18 protein-coding genes are annotated in these 16,527 nt (G+C 67.3%); 10 read left to right on the top strand and 8 right to left on the bottom strand.

Annotation, left to right across the window (positions count from 1 at the left end):
• Positions 1–125: 125 nt before the first annotated feature.
• The 8 genes from ACGTNF_RS00655 to ACGTNF_RS00620 form a co-directional block, all read right to left on the bottom strand.
• Entirely contained in the window at positions 126–731 is a 606-nt protein-coding gene (locus ACGTNF_RS00655) for a Yip1 family protein (RefSeq protein WP_394599952.1), read from the bottom strand.
• A 104-nt stretch (positions 732–835) separates the two neighbouring features.
• Complete coding sequence (cyoE, locus tag ACGTNF_RS00650; RefSeq protein ID WP_016856086.1) at positions 836–1,738, bottom strand: heme o synthase; 903 nt, start codon at positions 1,736–1,738, stop codon at positions 836–838.
• On the bottom strand, positions 1,738–2,067 hold the full coding sequence (cyoD, locus tag ACGTNF_RS00645; RefSeq protein ID WP_394599951.1) for a cytochrome o ubiquinol oxidase subunit IV: 330 nt from the start codon (positions 2,065–2,067) through the stop codon (positions 1,738–1,740). The genes cyoE and cyoD overlap by 1 nt, the downstream gene beginning before the upstream one ends.
• Before the next feature lies 1 nt (position 2,068).
• Positions 2,069–2,683: a cytochrome o ubiquinol oxidase subunit III gene (locus tag ACGTNF_RS00640; protein ID WP_394599950.1), complete on the bottom strand. Its 615-nt coding sequence runs from the start codon at positions 2,681–2,683 to the stop codon at positions 2,069–2,071.
• Positions 2,684–4,708: a cytochrome o ubiquinol oxidase subunit I gene (gene cyoB / locus ACGTNF_RS00635; RefSeq protein ID WP_394599949.1), complete on the bottom strand. Its 2,025-nt coding sequence runs from the start codon at positions 4,706–4,708 to the stop codon at positions 2,684–2,686.
• Positions 4,709–4,711: 3 nt separating this feature from the next.
• Positions 4,712–5,716 (bottom strand): ubiquinol oxidase subunit II, encoded by a 1,005-nt coding sequence (gene cyoA, locus ACGTNF_RS00630; RefSeq protein ID WP_394599948.1) that lies wholly within the window; start codon positions 5,714–5,716, stop codon positions 4,712–4,714.
• Positions 5,717–6,060: 344 nt separating this feature from the next.
• Positions 6,061–6,741 (bottom strand): CBS domain-containing protein, encoded by a 681-nt coding sequence (locus ACGTNF_RS00625; RefSeq protein WP_394599947.1) that lies wholly within the window; start codon positions 6,739–6,741, stop codon positions 6,061–6,063.
• Positions 6,742–6,856: 115 nt separating this feature from the next.
• The gene (locus tag ACGTNF_RS00620; protein ID WP_394599946.1) at positions 6,857–7,576 is read right to left on the bottom strand and encodes a DeoR family transcriptional regulator; all 720 of its coding nucleotides are present in this window, start codon (positions 7,574–7,576) and stop codon (positions 6,857–6,859) included.
• Between the two features lie 277 nt (positions 7,577–7,853).
• Here ACGTNF_RS00620 and ACGTNF_RS00615 point away from each other — a divergent pair, with 277 nt between their 5' ends.
• The 10 genes from ACGTNF_RS00615 (at position 7,854) to ACGTNF_RS00570 (ending at position 16,439) form a co-directional block, all read left to right on the top strand.
• Positions 7,854–8,684, top strand: coding sequence for an outer membrane protein OmpK (locus tag ACGTNF_RS00615; protein WP_394599945.1), 831 nt, complete (start codon positions 7,854–7,856; stop codon positions 8,682–8,684).
• 78 nt (positions 8,685–8,762) lie between these two features.
• The gene (locus tag ACGTNF_RS00610; RefSeq protein WP_394599944.1) at positions 8,763–10,031 is read left to right on the top strand and encodes a NupC/NupG family nucleoside CNT transporter; all 1,269 of its coding nucleotides are present in this window, start codon (positions 8,763–8,765) and stop codon (positions 10,029–10,031) included.
• 72 nt (positions 10,032–10,103) lie between these two features.
• Positions 10,104–10,886, top strand: coding sequence for a deoxyribose-phosphate aldolase (gene deoC / locus ACGTNF_RS00605; RefSeq protein WP_152478450.1), 783 nt, complete (start codon positions 10,104–10,106; stop codon positions 10,884–10,886).
• Positions 10,886–12,214, top strand: coding sequence for a thymidine phosphorylase (gene deoA / locus ACGTNF_RS00600; RefSeq protein WP_394599943.1), 1,329 nt, complete (start codon positions 10,886–10,888; stop codon positions 12,212–12,214). The genes deoC and deoA overlap by 1 nt, the downstream gene beginning before the upstream one ends.
• A complete protein-coding gene (locus ACGTNF_RS00595; RefSeq protein WP_394599942.1) occupies positions 12,211–13,422 on the top strand; it encodes a phosphopentomutase in 1,212 nt (403 codons plus the stop codon). The genes deoA and ACGTNF_RS00595 overlap by 4 nt, the downstream gene beginning before the upstream one ends.
• Before the next feature lie 75 nt (positions 13,423–13,497).
• Entirely contained in the window at positions 13,498–14,232 is a 735-nt protein-coding gene (deoD, locus tag ACGTNF_RS00590) for a purine-nucleoside phosphorylase (protein ID WP_016856626.1), read from the top strand.
• Positions 14,229–14,648, top strand: a complete 420-nt coding sequence (gene cdd / locus ACGTNF_RS00585) for a cytidine deaminase (protein WP_394599940.1) — start codon at positions 14,229–14,231, stop codon at positions 14,646–14,648. The genes deoD and cdd overlap by 4 nt, the downstream gene beginning before the upstream one ends.
• Before the next feature lie 207 nt (positions 14,649–14,855).
• Positions 14,856–15,257, top strand: a complete 402-nt coding sequence (locus ACGTNF_RS00580) for a gamma-glutamylcyclotransferase family protein (RefSeq protein ID WP_394599939.1) — start codon at positions 14,856–14,858, stop codon at positions 15,255–15,257.
• A 25-nt stretch (positions 15,258–15,282) separates the two neighbouring features.
• Complete coding sequence (locus tag ACGTNF_RS00575; protein WP_394599938.1) at positions 15,283–15,603, top strand: hypothetical protein; 321 nt, start codon at positions 15,283–15,285, stop codon at positions 15,601–15,603.
• A 95-nt stretch (positions 15,604–15,698) separates the two neighbouring features.
• Entirely contained in the window at positions 15,699–16,439 is a 741-nt protein-coding gene (locus tag ACGTNF_RS00570) for a dienelactone hydrolase family protein (protein WP_394599937.1), read from the top strand.
• Positions 16,440–16,527 lie beyond the last annotated feature (88 nt).

The following is a 16,527-nucleotide window of genomic DNA, read 5'->3' as shown; positions in this document are numbered from 1 at the left end:
GTCGGGGCGACGAGAACGACGGATACGACTCACAGAAAGACAGCACGAAAAGGGCGGCCCGAGGGCCGCCCTTTTCAGTCCTGAACTGCCTGACGTTCCCGATCGGGCACGGTGCCGTGGCGGGATCAGCCGATCAGCGAGAGGATGATGCGCTCGCCGTAGCCCCACAGCAGCACGGTGATGCCGAGCAGCGCCTCCAGCACCAGCACCCCGATGGCCAGCGTCACGCTGGAGACGATGAAGCCCTCCTCGGTATTGATGCCGAGGAAGGACGGGATACCGAGATAGAGCAGATAGGCCGTGTAGCAAAGCCCGATCACGCCGGCGAGCATGCACAGCCAGATCAGCGGATAGACCGCCACGATGCCGCTGACGAACATCGGCGTCGCCACGTAGCCGGCGAACACGATGCACTGGCTCTGGCTCGGCGGCTTGGTGAAGCGCTTGGCCATGTAGCGGATCACCTTGCCGACCGCATAGACGGCCGCCAGGATCACCAGATAGAAGACGATGCCGGCCCCCAGTGCGTCCAGGTAGCCGAGCTGAATGGTCGTGCCCCCACCGAGACTCCACCCCACCTGGGTGGTGCCGATGTAGGAACAGACGACGGGGATGGCTGCCATCAGCAGCACGTGGTGTTCGTAGAGGTGGGTGAGTGTCTCGCGCTCTTCCTTGATCTGCTGCCACTCGCGCTTCGGGTGGGCGAGGATGCCCCAGGCATGTGTCAACATGGCACTCCCTCCTGCCGGGGACGGGCCGGGGTGGCCCGCCACACGATGTGTCTTCACCGGCAAGTATAGGCAGAGACCGGGGAGGTTCCGCCAACGGAAGCGGCTCAGCCCAGGGCGGCCATCAACGGTGTGGTCGGCAGCAGGCTGGATTCCACCGACATCATCACGCTCAGCGCGGTGATGGTGAGGATGGAGAAGCCGAACACGCGCTTCGCCCAACGCTCGGCGTTGGTGGTCCAGTAGCCCTGCATGGCCAGGTACAGCCAGTAGACGCCCATCACCAGTGCCACGGCGAAGTAGCCCGGACCGGCATAGCCGGCCACGCTCAGCGCCAGGGAGGCGAACAGGAAGGCCACCACGTAGCCCAGGATGTAGTGCTTGGCGGTACTGATGCCACGCACCACGGGCAGCACGGGAATCTTCGCGGCTTCGTAGTCCTTGAAGCGGAAGATGGCGATGGCGTAGGAGTGCGGCATCTGCCAGATGCAGAAGATCACCAGCAGCGTCAGCGCGCCCATGTCGAACTCGCCGGACACCGCGCAGTAGCCCACCACTGGCGGCATGGCGCCAGAGAAGCTGCCCACGAGGGTCCCGTACTCGGAACGGCGCTTCAGCCACAGGCTGTAGGCGCCGACATAGATGGCGAAGCCGAAGGCCGCCAGGCCCACGGTCACGGCGTTGGTGAACACCGCCAGCAGGGCGAAGCCCGCGACCCCGAGCAGGGTCGCGAAGCGCAGCGTCTCTGCCACCGACAGCCGCCCCTGCACCAGGGGCCGGCTGCGGGTACGCTCCATCACCGCATCGATATCGCGATCGATGACGTTGTTGTAGGCGCACCCGGACGCGATCACCAGGGACAAACCTGCCAGCGTGGCCAGCAGCAGCCAGGGATCGATCTGGCCCTGGGCGGCCAGGAAGAAGCCGCCCAGTACCGAGATGGCGTTGCCGCCGATGATCCCTGGCTTGGTCAGCGCCAGATAGTCCCTACGCCGCGAGGAGGTCGCCATTACCCGATCATCATGTTCAGGTGAAGGTTGTACATGATCCATAGGGAACCTCCAATGACCAGGACCAGGATCGCCACGGTGAAGACGAAGGAGGTGAAGTTCCACCCCTCATCGGTCTTCGTGCTCATGTGCATGAACAGGATCAGCTGCACGAGCACCTGGGCCACGGCGGTGGCCACGATGATCAGCAGTGTAGTCGAGGTAGCGAACGAGCCGGTCATCACCACCCCGAACGGGATGATGGTCAGCACGATGGACAGGATCAGACCGATCACATAGGACTTGACGCTGCCGTGGCTATGCTCGGCGTGAGAAGCTTGACCGCTCATATCACAGGGCTCCCATCAGGTAGACGAAGGAGAAGACGCAGATCCAGACGATATCCAGGAAGTGCCAGAACAGGCTCAGGCACATGATCCGCGGGCGCGTCATCTCGGTCAGCCCCTTCTTCTGCAGCTGGACCAGCATCACCAGGATCCAGATCAGGCCGAAGGTCACGTGCAGGCCGTGGGTGCCGACCAGGGTGAAGAAGGCCGACAGGAAGGCGCTGCGATCCGGGCCGAAGCCGAGGTGGATCAGGTGGTGGAACTCGTAGAGCTCCAGGCCGATGAAGCCCGCGCCCAGCAGGAAGGTCACGGCCAGCCATGCCTTCACCTTGTTCACCTGATCGGCGTTCATCGCCAGCACCGCCATGCCATAGGTGAAACTACTCACCAGCAGCAGGAAGGTGCTGATCAGGATCAGCGGCAGGTCGACGATCTCCGCGGGGGTCGGACCATCGGCCGTGCCCCGGAGGAGCACGGCGTAGGTGGCGAACAACGACCCGAAGATGATCAGGTCGCTCATCAGGTAGACCCAGAAACCGAAGACCTTGGTGCCTGCGGCGTCATGGTGATCGTGCTCGTGAGCATGATCCCCGTGGTTGCTCAGGGTATCAGTAGACATTTAGGCCTGCCCCCCTGCCTGGGATGCATAGGATGAAGACGGCTGAACGTCACGCTCGACGCGCTGACGATGCTCGCGCTCGATGCGCTCGACTTCCGCGGCGGGCACGTAGTAGTCCACGTCCTCGCGGAAGACACGCGCCAGGAAGACCACGAACATGCCGATGCCGCTGACGATGGCCAGCCACCAGATGTGCCACACCAGGGCGAAACCGAAGGCGGTCGACAGCCCACCCAGCACCGGACCTTCCCAGGTGTTCTTGGGCATGTGGATGTCCTGATACGGCCCCTCGGACAGCGGCGGCTTGCCACCGTTGCTGTCTTTCTTCGCCCAGTAGTCATCGATGCCGTTGATGTCCGGCAGATGCGCGAAGTTGTAGAACGGCGCCGGTGAGGAAGTGGCCCACTCGAGGGTGCGCGCATCCCAGGGATCGCCGGTGACGTCCTGGTTCTGCTTGCGGTCGCGGATGCTGACGTAGAACTGGATCAGGGTGCAGGCGATACCGGCGGCGATGATCAGCGCACCGACCCAGGCCACGATCATCAGCGGCTGCCAGTCACCGTTGTCGTAGGACTGCATGCGACGCACGGCACCGAAGAAGCTCAGCACGTACAGCGGCACGAAGGCGACGTAGAAACCGACCAGCCAGCACCAGAAGGAGCGCTTGCCCCACTTCTCGTTGAGGGTGAAGCCGAAGGCCTTCGGGAACCAGTAGGTCAGGCCCGCCAGCATGCCGAACACCACGCCGCCGATGATGACGTTGTGGAAGTGGGCGATGACGAACAGGCTGTTGTGCAGCACGAAGTTGGCCGCCGGAATGGACAGCATCACACCGGTCATGCCACCGAGGGAGAAGGTGATGATGAAGCCCAGGGTCCACAGCACCGGCGAGGTGAACTCGATCCGGCCGCGGTACATGGTGAACAGCCAGTTGAAGATCTTCACGCCGGTGGGGATGGCGATGATCATCGTCATGATGCCGAAGAAGGCATTGACGTTGGCGCCCGCGCCCATGGTGAAGAAGTGGTGCAGCCAGACGATGAACGACAGCACGGTGATGGCGACGGTCGCCCATACCATGGTGTTGTAGCCGAACAGACGCTTGCGTGCGAAGGTCGCGATGACCTCGGAGAACACGCCGAAGGCCGGCAGGATCAGGATGTACACCTCAGGATGGCCCCAGGCCCAGATGAGGTTGACGTACATCATCATGTTGCCACCGAGATCGGTGGTGAAGAAGTTCATCCCCAGGTAGCGATCCAGCGTCAGCAGCGCGATGGTGGCGGTCAGGATCGGGAACGAGGCGATGATCAGGACATTCGCGCACAGCGAGGTCCAGGTGAAGATGGGCATCCGGAACAGGGTCATGCCCTTGGTGCGCATCTTCAGGATGGTGACGAAGAAGTTGATGCCGGTCAGGGTCGTGCCGATACCCGATATCTGCAACGCCCAGATCCAGTAATCCACGCCGACGCCGGGACTGTAGTCGAGCCCCGATAGTGGCGCATACGCCAGCCAGCCGGTCTTGGCGAACTCACCGGCGAACAGCGACACGTTGACCAGGATCACACCCGCCGCGAACAGCCAGAAGCTCAGGTTGTTCAGGAACGGGAAGGCCACGTCGCGAGCGCCGATCTGCAGCGGCACCACCAGGTTCATCAGGCCGATGACCATGGGCATGGCGACGAAGAAGATCATGATCACGCCGTGGGCGGTGAAGATCTGATCATAGTGCGAGGGCGGCAGGAAGCCCTCGGCCCCGGCCGACGCCATGGCCAGCTGGGAGCGCATCATGATCGCATCGGCGAAGCCGCGCAGCAGCATCACCAGCGCCACGATGAAGTACATGATACCGAGCTTCTTGTGGTCGACGGAGGTGACCCACTCGTTCCACAGATAGCCCCACTTCTTGAAGTAGGTGATGGCGGCCATCACCACGAGCCCACCCAGGACGATACCGGTAATGGTCGTCATGATGATGGGATCGTGCGTCGGGATCGCCTCTAGGCTGAGTTTTCCGAACATGATTTACTCCGCTGCCTCCGCGCTCATGGACGTGCCGTGAGACTCGGCCGATGCGCCGTGATCGTCGCCATGACCAGCGCCGTGACCGCCGTGACCGAAGCCTTCGGCGTAGCTGTCGGCGTATTCGGCCATGCGTTCTTCATGGTCGCCGCCGGCAAGGAAGCTCTTGATGATGCTCTCGTAGAGAGAGGGGGATACCTCGGAGAAGTACTCGATCTCGTTGTCCTCGGAAGGCGCAGCGAGCTCGTTGTATTCCGCGGGGTAGGTCAGGGACTCGGACGACTCGCGGACCTTGGCGACCCAGGCGTCGAAGTCTTCCTCGGAACCCACGTGGGCGTCGAAGGTCATGCCCGAGAAGCCGGCACCACTGTAGTTGGTGGAGCGGCCCGGGTAGACACCCGGTTCTTCGGCGACCAGGTGGACGTCGTTGTCCATGCCGGCCATGGCATAGATCTGACTGCCCAGACGCGGGATGAAGAACGAGTTCATCACAGAGCCCGAGGTGACACGGAAGCGCACCGGGGTATCTTCAGGGAAGGCCAGCTCGTTGACGGTGGCGATGCCCTGCTCGGGGTAGATGAACAGCCATTTCCAGTCCAGCGACACCGCCTGGATCTCGATCGGCTCTTGCTGCTCTGCGGTCGGCTCGATGGGCTTGTGCGGATCAAGGCTGTGCGAGGTGTACCAGGTCAGGGCGGCCAGGAACACGATGATCACACAGGGGATGAACCACACCACCGCCTCGATCAGATTGGAATGGTGCCAATCCGGACGATAGGAGGCTTCGCGGTTACTGCGGCGATAGCGCCAGGCGAAGAGCAGCGTCATCACGATCACGGGAATGACCACGATCTGCATCAGACCGAAGGACGTGAGGATCAGGGTCCGCTGTTCTTCCCCGATCTGGCCCTTGGGGTCCAGCAGCGCCGAGCTGCACCCTGCCAACACCAGGGGCAGCACCGCCAGCAGCAAGACTCCGAGCTTGCGCAGGGGGGGAGTTCGATTCATGTTTCGACCTCGTCAGGCTTGGCGACAGGATAAATCCTGCTGACTTGTAGCAAGCACGCTACACAAAACCGAGACCTGTCCTGCGCCGGTTGACCCATGACCGCAGCAAAGGCTAACCATCGTGGAAAGGGCTCGGCTCACTCATGGCCAAACCCCCGCGAACGCCGCTATGGGGCTCGCGAGAAAGGGTCCGGCCGCGGGGAACGTATTGTGTAGTAAACGAGGAAAGGAGGAAAGGGACGATTTGCCGCAGCCTGTCGCACCGGCCATCGGGCCATCGGGCCGGCGCGCCAGGGAAGGCCCGGGTCGCCGTCAGGAAGAGCGCGGCGACATCGATGAATGCCTCAGTAGCCGCCCATGCCGCGCGGCATGAAGCCGATGTGGTTCTCCACCGAGCGAGTGCCGCGGGCATTTTCCGCCGCCACCTGCACGGCGAGGCGCTGTTCCTGGCTGTCGACCAGCCCCCACAGCTGAACCCGCCCCTCGCTGACGATGACGTTGAGCCGCTCGACCATCACCCCGGTGTGTTGTTCCACTTCCTCGAGAATCGCATCGCGAATCTCGCGATCCTCGACGCTGGCCGCGACGCCGGGGTCCGCCACCGAGAAGCCGCGCAGCAGATTGGCCCGGCTGACGATACCCACCAGCCGGCCGTCGCGCACCACCGGCACCCGCTTGATGCGTCGCTTCTCGAGCAGCCGCGCGATCTCCTGCACCGGCAGGCTCTCGTCGATGGTGACCGGCTCGCGGGTCATGATCTCATGCGCCAGCCGGCCATGGGTCTTGACGTATTCGCCGGGATCGCCGACCTCGAACATGCGCAGCCACCAGGCCTTGTCGCGCCGATCGTCCTCGGCGCGGCGAATCAGGTCGCCCTCGCTGACGATGCCCAGCACCCGCTCGTCCTCGTCGACGACCGGCACGGCGCTGATGCCGTGCTCCAGCAGCAGGCTGGCGATCTCGCGCACCTCGCTGTCCGGCGACACGGTGATCACATGGGGCGTCATGACATCTGCGGCGCGCATGGCAATACCTCCAAGGCGGTGAAGATCGACGCGAGGCCAGCCCTCGCCCTCTCAACATAGCAACTCCCCGCCGCCCGACCTTGACCGCGGACAAGTCTCGGTGCCGCCCGCGCCGTCAGTCGTCGAGCCACTGCTCGGCGATCACCTCGTCGACCTCCTCGAGGCCGGCAAAGCGCGCCGGGCGCACCAGCCCCCGCTTGCTGTCGTCCACCACCAGGAACCGCCGCTGGGCGGTGGCGATGGCAGCCTGCTTAGGCGCCACCTCGTGGAAGTGGAAGCAGCTCAGTCCCTGGCGCTCGTCCACGCCGGCGGCGGTCAGGAACGCCTTGTTGAGGCCGAAGCCGCGGATCGTCTCGCCGATGTCGTCGCTGGAGAACGAGCACGACGAGGCGTGGTAGCCCCCGCCCAGCAGCCACAGCCGCACCCCGGGGCGCTTGCTCACCGCCTCGGCGATGTTGAGCGCATAGGTCACCACCGTCAGCGACATGTCGTCGGGCAGGCCGGCCGCCAGCGGCGTCAGGGTCGTGCCGCAGTCGATGAACAGGGTGTCGCCCTCCTCCAGGGTCGCCAGCGCCCGCTGGCACAGCCGCCGCTTGGCCTCGGCGTTGCGGTCGCGCTGCACGGCCAGGTCGTAGACCGGCGCGTGGCGCGGATCGCTGGCCAGCATCAGATGGCCGCCGATCAGCACCAGGCTGCCGTCCGAGCCCGCCAGGTCCCGGCGAATGGTCATCTCCGACACCTCGCACAGCGCCGCCGCCTCGGCCAGGCGCAGGCTGCCGCCCTGCCCCAGCGCCCGCTGCAGGCGCAGCAGCCGCCCTTCACTTCGTTCGTTCAACGCCTCTCCCTCTTCGCCCTGTTTCACACTCCGAAGCGGCGTTCGCCGTATCGGCTCCCTGAATCCGCATCGCTCCCGCATGCCGGGGGTTGCGACGCCAAATGTGATTAAAATAACATAGTCATGTTACCCAAATAACAAACACGCCGCTCGCCATCCCGTTCGCCCGTCATGACCGGGCCCATGCCCCCAGTCGACGTGAGCGACAGCCTGGCGCGCCCCCGGCGCCTCACCCGACAACAACCGCGACCAACAACATTCAGAGAGCCGACTCCCCATGCCGATTTCCCTCGCTCCCCGTCACAGCGTCTCCCTGGCCGGCCTGCTGCTGGGCGCCACCGCCCTGCCCGCCGTCGCATCCGATGACGCCGCCTCGGCCCTCAGCCCGCAGTGGTCGTTCGCCAACGTCTCGGTCAACTACCTCGACTGGTCCGACGGCACCGAAGAGCGCACCGCGACCAACGCCGCCAAGGGCGACTTCTTCTACCTCGAGCTCGAAGGCGGCGTCGGCTTCGACTGGGGCGAATTCTACGGCTTCTACGACTTCGAGAACCCGCAGAACGAGACCAGCGAGGAAGACGGCCGCGACAACCGCCGCAGCGCCGCCAAGGTCACCTCGCACCTCTATCTCGGCGACACGCCCTTCTCGCTGTACTTCCACGTCTACGATTTCCGCGACTACGGTTACGATAGCGAGGAGCAGGATCGCGTGGCCGGCTTCGGCTATCGCCACACCTTCGCGGGAGGCCTGTGGTTCAAGCCGTTCATCGGCAAGGCCTGGGTCGAGAGCGGGAGCGGCGCCTACAGCGGCGAGAACGGCTACATGGCCGGCTGGGTGCTGGGCTACGACTTCCAGGCCTTCGGCGAGGCCTTCAGCCTGACCAACTGGCACGAGCAGACCTTCGAGCGCGACGACGAATACCTGCGCGAGAACTACGTCAACGGCCCGGCCGGCGAGCTGGGCACCAACGGCGCCGTGGCGCTGTGGTGGCACCCGATCGAGGAGATCACCACCGGCGTGCAGTATCGCTACTCGAACAACAAGCTGGGCACCGCCGATGACTACCAGAATGCGATGATCTATACCCTCAAGGTCAACTTCCTGTAACCTGCCGCGCCTCTTGACCCATCGCCGGCCTCGAGGCGCGACGCGCGCGCCTCTGCCATCAACCACAAGGACATCCCCATGACCTTGCTCATGAGCCTGATCGGTATCGCGACGCTGATCGCCATCGCCGTGCTCTTCTCCAGCAATCGCCGCGCGATCCGCCTGCGCACCGTGGGCGGCGCCTTCGCCATCCAGGCCGGCATCGGCGCCTTCGTGCTCTACGTGCCGGCCGGGCAGGACGTGCTCGCCACCATCTCCGAGGCCGTCAGTCAGGTGGTGCTCTACGCCAACGACGGCATCGAGTTCGTGTTCGGCGGCCTGGCCAACGCCGAGTCCTCCGGCTTCATCTTCGCCGTCAAGGTGCTGCCGATCATCATCTTCTTCTCCTCGCTGACCGCGGTGCTCTACTACCTGGGCATCATGCAGTGGGTGATCCGCATCCTCGGCGGCGCGCTGCAGAAGGCGCTGGGCACCTCGCGCACCGAGTCGCTCTCGGCCACCGCCAACATCTTCGTCGGCCAGACCGAGGCCCCGCTGGTGGTGCGGCCCTTCATCGCCAAGATGACCCAATCGCAGCTGTTCGCGGTGATGTGCGGCGGCCTGGCCTCGGTGGCCGGCTCGGTCATGGCCGGCTATGCCGCGCTGGGCATTCCCATGGAATACCTGGTGGCCGCCTCCTTCATGTCCGCCCCGGGCGGGCTGCTGTTCGCCAAGCTGCTGCTGCCCGAGACCGAGGAACCCGAGGACAGCGTCTCCGCCGCCGAGGAGCGCCTCGACGAGGAAGAGAACCATCCCAGCAACGTGCTCGACGCCGCCGCCTCCGGCGCCAGCTCCGGCCTGATGCTGGCGGCCAACGTCGGCGCCATGCTGCTGGCCTTCATCGGCCTGATCGCGCTGCTCAACGGCATCCTCGGCGGCATCGGCGGCTGGTTCGGCTTCGACTCGCTGAGCCTCGAGCTGCTGCTCGGCTGGCTGTTCTCGCCGCTGGCCTTCCTGCTCGGCGTGCCCTGGAGCGAGGCCACCCTGGCCGGCTCCTTCATCGGCCAGAAGCTGGTGGTCAACGAGTTCGTCGCCTATATCAACCTCGCCCCCTACCTGAGCGGCGACCAGATGGTCGCGGCCACCGGCGAGGCGCTGTCCGACCACTCCGCGGCCATCCTGTCCTTCGCCCTGTGCGGCTTCGCCAACCTGTCGTCGATCGCCATCCTGCTCGGCGGCCTCGGCACCATCGCCCCCAGCCGGCGCCACGATATCGCCCGCCTGGGCCTCAAGGCCGTGCTCGCGGGTACCCTTTCCAACCTGATGTCCGCTACCCTTGCCGGCTTCTTCATCGCCCTCGGGGCATGAACCGGCGACACCGCGGCCCGCTCGGCCGCGGTGTCATTCTTACTCCAGGCCCCTTTCCTACAGGACCCCGACATGACCGATCTGCAACGCGTTGCCCGCCAGGCCCTGCCGCTGCTGGACCTCACCAGCCTCAACGACGACGACACCGATGCCACCGTCGAAGGCCTGTGTCAGCGCGCCAAGACGCCGATGGGCAACCCGGCGGCGATCTGCATCTACCCGCAGTTCATCGTCCCGGCCCGCCGTGCGCTGACCGCCCACCGCCTGAACGACAGCGTCAAGATCGCCACCGTCACCAACTTCCCCGACGGCGGCGACGACGTCATGCGCGCCGCCCGCGCCACCCGCGAGGCCGTGGCCTCCGGCGCCGACGAGGTCGATGTGGTCTTCCCCTACCGCGCGCTGATGGCCGGCGACGAAGGCGTCTGCCAGGACCTGGTCGAGATGAGCAAGGCCGCCTGCGGCGACGCCACCCTCAAGGTCATCCTCGAGACCGGCGAGCTGAAGGATCCGGCGCTGATCCGCCGCGCCGCCGAGCTGGCCGTGGAAGGCGGCGCCGACTTCCTCAAGACCTCCACCGGCAAGGTCGAGGTCAACGCCACCCTGGAAGCCGCCGAGATCCTGCTCGAGGTGATCCGCGACAGCGGCCGCGACATCGGCTTCAAGGCCGCCGGCGGCGTGCGCACCACCGAGGATGCCGCGGCCTACCTGCAGCTCGCCGAGCGCATCATGGGCGCCGGCTGGATCTCCCCGGCCCACTTCCGCTTCGGCGCCTCCGGCCTGCTCGACGACCTGCTGATGAACCTCGGCGCCTTCGACGCCCCGGCCGCCGACGGCGACGAGGACGACTACTGATGCTTCCCCAGGAAGCCATTCGCACCAAGCGCGACGGGCGGCCGCTGCCGCCCGACGCCATCCGCGAGCTGGTTTCCGGCATCGCCGACGGCGGCCTGTCGGACGCCCAGGTCGGCGCCCTGGCCATGGCCATCACCCTGCAGGGCATGGACGACGCCGAGACGGTGGCGCTCACCGAGGCCACCCGCGACTCCGGCGAGGTGCTCGACTGGTCCGGGCTCGACCTGCCCGGCCCGGTGCTCGACAAGCACTCCACCGGCGGCGTCGGCGATCTGGTCTCGCTGGTGCTCGGCCCCTGGATCGCCGCCTGCGGCGGCCATGTGCCGATGATCTCCGGGCGCGGCCTCGGCCACACCGGCGGCACCCTCGACAAGCTCGAGGCCATCCCCGGCTATTCGGTCACCCCGGACACCGCCACCTTCCGCCGCCTGGTGAAGGACGCGGGCGTGGCGATCATCGGCCAGACCGGCAGCCTGGCCCCGGCCGACAAGCGCCTCTACGCGGTGCGCGACGTCACCGCCACCGTGGAGTCGCTGCCGCTGATCGTGGCCTCGATCCTGGGCAAGAAGCTCGCCTGCGGCCTCGACGCCCTGGTGATGGACGTCAAGGTCGGCAGCGGCGCCTTCATGCCCACGCCGGAGGCCTCCCGCGAGCTGGCCGAGGCCATCGCCACGGTGGCGAGCCGCGCCGGCACGCCGACCACCGCGCTGCTGACCGACATGAGCCAGCCGCTGGCGCCCTGCGCCGGCAACGCCGTGGAGGTGCGCGAGGCGCTGGCGGTGCTGACCGGGGAGCGCCGCGGCGGCCGCCTGCTCGAGGTCACCCGCACCCTGGCCGCGGAGATGCTGCTGGCCGGCGGCCTGGCCGCCGACCGCGACGCGGCGCTCACCCGGCTCGACGAGCGGCTGGCCTCCGGCGCCGCCGCCGAGCGCTTCGCCCGCATGGTCGCCGGCCTCGGCGGCCCGAGCGACCTGCTCGAGCGCGCCGACGCCCACCTGCCCGCCGCGCCGGTGGTGCGCGAGGTCCGCGCCGCGCGCGCGGGCCATCTCGGCGCCATCGACACCCGTAACGTGGGCATGGCGGTGGTCGAGCTCGGCGGCGGGCGTCGTCATCCGACGGACGCCATCGACCCGGCCGTCGGCCTGAGCGACATCGCCGAGCTGGGCACGGCCGTCGCCGCCGGCCAGCCGCTGGCGCGCATCCACGCCCGCAGCGAGGCCGACGCCGAGCGCGCCGAACGTAAGCTAAGCGACGCCATGTCGCTTGCCGATGCGCCCTGCCCCGCGCCACCACTGATCCAGGACACCATCCGTCGGGAGGTCCCATGACCCGCGCCATCGTGCTCGTTCTCGATTCCTTCGGCCTCGGCGCCACTCCGGACGCCGAGGCCTTCGGCGACGCCGGCGCCGACACCCTGGGCCATATCGCCCGGGAGTGCGCCGATTCGACCACGCGCGACCCCCTCGCGCTGCCGAACCTCGGCCGGCTGGGACTGTTCCACGCCCACCACGAGAGCACCGGCGCCTGGGCCGCCGGCGTCACCCCGCCGCAGGGCGTCGACGGCGCCTACGGCGTGGCCAGGGAAATCTCCTCCGGCAAGGACACGCCCTCCGGCCACTGGGAGATCGCCGGCGTGCCGGTGCGCTTCGAGTGGGGCTACTTCAGCGACCGCGAGCACAGCTTCCCGCCCGAGCTGCTCGAGGCGCTGGTGCGCGAGGCCGACCTGCCCGGCGTGATCGGCGACTGCCACGCCTCCGGCACCGAGATCATCGCCCGGCTCGGCGAGGAGCACGTCGCCAGCGGCAAGCCGATCGTCTACACCTCGGCCGACTCGGTGTTCCAGATCGCCGCCCACGAGGACGCCTTCGGCCTCGAGCGCCTCTATGCGCTGTGCGAGACCGCCCGCCGGCTGCTCGAGCCCTACAACATCGGCCGGGTGATCGCGCGGCCCTTCACGGGCGAGAGCGCCGACGACTTCGCCCGCACCGCCAACCGCCGCGACTACAGCGTCGAGCCACCCGCGCCCACGGTGCTGCAGAAGCTGCACGACGACGGCGGCGAGGTGGTGGCGATCGGCAAGATCGCCGACATCTACGCCCACTGCGGCATCTCGCGCACCATCAAGGCCAGCGGCCACGACGCCCTGTTCGACGCCACCCTGGATGCGATGGCCGAGGCCGGCGACCGCTCGCTGATCATGACCAACTTCGTCGACTTCGACATGGTCTACGGCCACCGCCGCGACGTGGCCGGCTACGCCGCCGCCCTGGAGGCCTTCGACGCCCGCCTGCCCGAGCTGCTGGCGCGCCTCGAGGACGACGACCTGCTGATCCTCACCGCCGACCACGGCTGCGATCCGACCTGGCCCGGCAGCGACCACACCCGCGAGCACATCCCGGTGCTGGCCAGCGGCGCCGGCCTCGCGCCCGGCTCGCTGGGCGTGCGCGAGAGCTTCGCCGACATCGGCCAGAGCCTGGCCGCGCACCTCGGCCTGGCGCCCATGGACGACGGCACGAGCTTCCTGCCGGCAAGTTAATCGAGGTCCGACCAGGCCCCGGCCCGCCGAGCCCCGGGCCGACGACACTCGGATCAAAGACCAAGGAGACCGAACATGGCCACCCCGCATATCAAGGCCGAACGCGGCGACTTCGCCGACACCGTGCTGATGCCCGGCGACCCGCTGCGCGCCAGGTACATCGCCGAGACCTTCCTCGACAACGCCCGTCAGGTGAACGACGTGCGCAACATGTATGGCTACACCGGCACCTACAAGGGCCGCGAGATCTCGGTGATGGGCCACGGCATGGGCATCCCCTCGGTGTCGATCTACGCCAAGGAGCTGATCACCGAGTTCGGCGTGAAGAGCCTGATCCGCGTCGGCTCCTGCGGCGCGGTGCGCGACGACGTGAAGGTGCGCGACGTCGTCATCGGCCAGGGCGCCTGCACCGACTCCGGCGTCAACCGCACCCGCTTCCTCGGCAACGACTTCGCCGCCATCGCCGACTTCGAGCTGACCCGCCACGCGGTGGACGCCGCCGCGGCGCAGGGCGTGCCGGTCAAGGTCGGCAACATCTTCTCGGCGGACCTGTTCTACGACCCGCGCCCCGAGATGATCGACCTGATGCGCCGCTACGGCATCGTCGGCGTGGAAATGGAGGCCGCCGGCCTCTATGGCGTGGCCGCCGAGTTCGGCGCCCGAGCCGCCACCATCTGCACGGTCTCCGACCACATCGTGCGCGGCGACTCGCTCTCCAGCGACGAGCGCGCCACCACCTTCGACGAGATGATGACCGTCGCCCTGGACAGCGTGCTGCGCGACGACGCCGCCCGGGAGGCCCAGGCATGAGCGAGGTCCGGCCCGATATCGTCGAGGCGCTGATCGGCGTGCGCGACCGCGCCTACGCGCCCTACTCGAACCATCCGGTGGGCGCACTGATCGTCAGCGAGAGCGGCACCCGCTACGTCGGCGCCAACGTCGAGGTGGCCCACTACAAGGGCCTCTGCGCCGAGGCCTCGGCCATCGCCACCATGGCCAGCGCCGGCGAGCGCGAGCTGCGCGAGGTCTACGTGATCGGCCCGGGCGAGCACCTGTGCACGCCCTGCGGCGACTGCCGCCAGCGCATCCGCGAGTTCGCCACCCCCGAGACGCTGATCCGCGTGGTCGACGCCCAGGGCACGCTGCTGCGCCGCTACACCATGGACCAGCTGCTGCCCGACTCCTTCGGCCCCGAGAACCTGGGCCGCGACTCGGCGATGGACTGAGGGTTCTGTTTCCTCGGAGCTGATCCGGGGACAGGCCTCCGAGGGGCGCTGTGATCCCATCCATGGGCGCTAACTTTTGCCATCCCTGGCAAAAACCCCCTCTACGCCCTGTCCCCGGCGCTCCTCATCGTGAGGCACCAACGCCCCGCCATCGTGCGGGGCGTTTTGGTAGACTGTCCGACCGCCGAATGCAGAAGGGACAGCCCTATGCACAGCCCCGCCATCGCCATCGAGCGCACGCCCCTGGTCGCCGTCTACGGCACCCTGAAACGCGGCCTGCGCAATCACCACTGGCTGAACGGCGCCGAGTTCGTGGGCGCGGACGTGCTCACCGACGTCACCCTGTTCGACCTCGGCCCCTACCCCGGCGCCCGACTCGAACGCTCGATGGGCGTCGAGATCGAGGTGTTCCGCGTCGATGTCGCGGGGCTCAAGGAGCTCGACGTGCTCGAGGACTACCGCGTGCACCAGCCGGCGAGCGGCACCTACGACCGGGTCGTGCACGCGACCGCCTTCGGCCCGGCCTGGCTGTATCTCTACAATCGCGACGTCGCCGGCTGCCCCGTGATTCGCGAGGGCGGCTGGCAGCGCCGCCGGTCCCATATCTGACCCCACGCCACACGAGGAACCCGCCATGGGCCGACTTCTCTCCCTGATCGTGATCGCCGCGCTGGCCTACGGCGGGCTCTACGTCACCTACGGCATGGCCGTGAAGAAACACGTGACCCAGACGCTGACCGACATGGGCCTCACCGCCGTGGAAGTGGATGGCGTCAGCTACGATGTGCTGGCACCGCTCGGCACCGAGGCCGAGGTCACCGCCGACGTGCACTACCGTGGCGCGGCCGCCGGCATCGACCTGACCGTGCACGGCCACCCGCTGTTTTCCGAGGAGACCCGCCTCGAGCTCGGCGGCCTACAGGCGCTGCGGCTGACCATCGGCGGCGGGCAGTAACCGGCTGATTCAAAGGAACTTCCGCAACCGAGTCGCGTCTCGGTAGGTACGCGTCTCCGACGCTGCGACATCCTCAATCGACCCAGGGAGCCCTCATGTCCCGCGCCCTCGACCTTCCCGCCGCCGACGGCACCATCGACGCCCATGTCTTCACGCCCGAGAACGCCGACGGCCCGCTGCCGGCCGTGGTGCTGCTCACCGATATCGGCGGCCTGCGCCCCTGCTATCGCGAGAAGGCCCAGCGCATCGCCGACGCCGGCTACGCCGTGCTGATGCCCAACATCTACTACCGTGACGCGGCCGGCGAGATCGTGCCGGCGGGCCAGTCGTTCCGCGACCCGGACGTGCGCCCGACGCTGGTCGGCTACGCCGGCCAGCTGACGCCCGAGGCGCAGTCCCGCGACTTCGCCGCCTGGCTCGCGGGCCTCGACGCCGCGCCGGAATTCGCCGAAGGCAAGGTCGCCGTGGTGGGCTACTGCCTCACCGGCGCCTTCGCGCTGCGCATGGCGGCGGAACACCCCGAGCGCATCGCCGCCGCGGCCGGCTTCCACTCCGCCAACCTGGCGAAGGCCGACGACGAGCACGCGCCGATAAACGTGGTAGGAAACATCGCAGGCCGCGTCTACTTCGGCCACGCCGACAAGGACGAGCTGCTGCCCGCCGACCAGATCACCCGCCTGGACGAGGCCCTGGCCAGCGCCGGCGTGCACTTCACCACCGAGCTCTACCGAGGCGCCGCGCACGGCTTCACCGCCAAGGACGCACCCTCATACAACACGGAGGCCGACGAGCTGCACTACAAGCGGCTGCTGACGCTGCTGGAGGAGACGCTTTAGAGCGGCATTCAGTGCTGGCCGTTATCAGCCTCGAAGAATTGGGGCTGATAATGCTGAGCTAACGTGCTGGGTGGAAGGAAGCGGAACC

The organism is Halomonas sp. B23F22_10 (genome assembly GCF_043496975.1).
In the GTDB taxonomy this organism is placed as follows: domain Bacteria; phylum Pseudomonadota; class Gammaproteobacteria; order Pseudomonadales; family Halomonadaceae; genus Halomonas; species Halomonas smyrnensis.
Note: the sequence above shows the minus strand (reverse complement) of the source record. Positions and strands in the feature narration are given on the sequence as shown.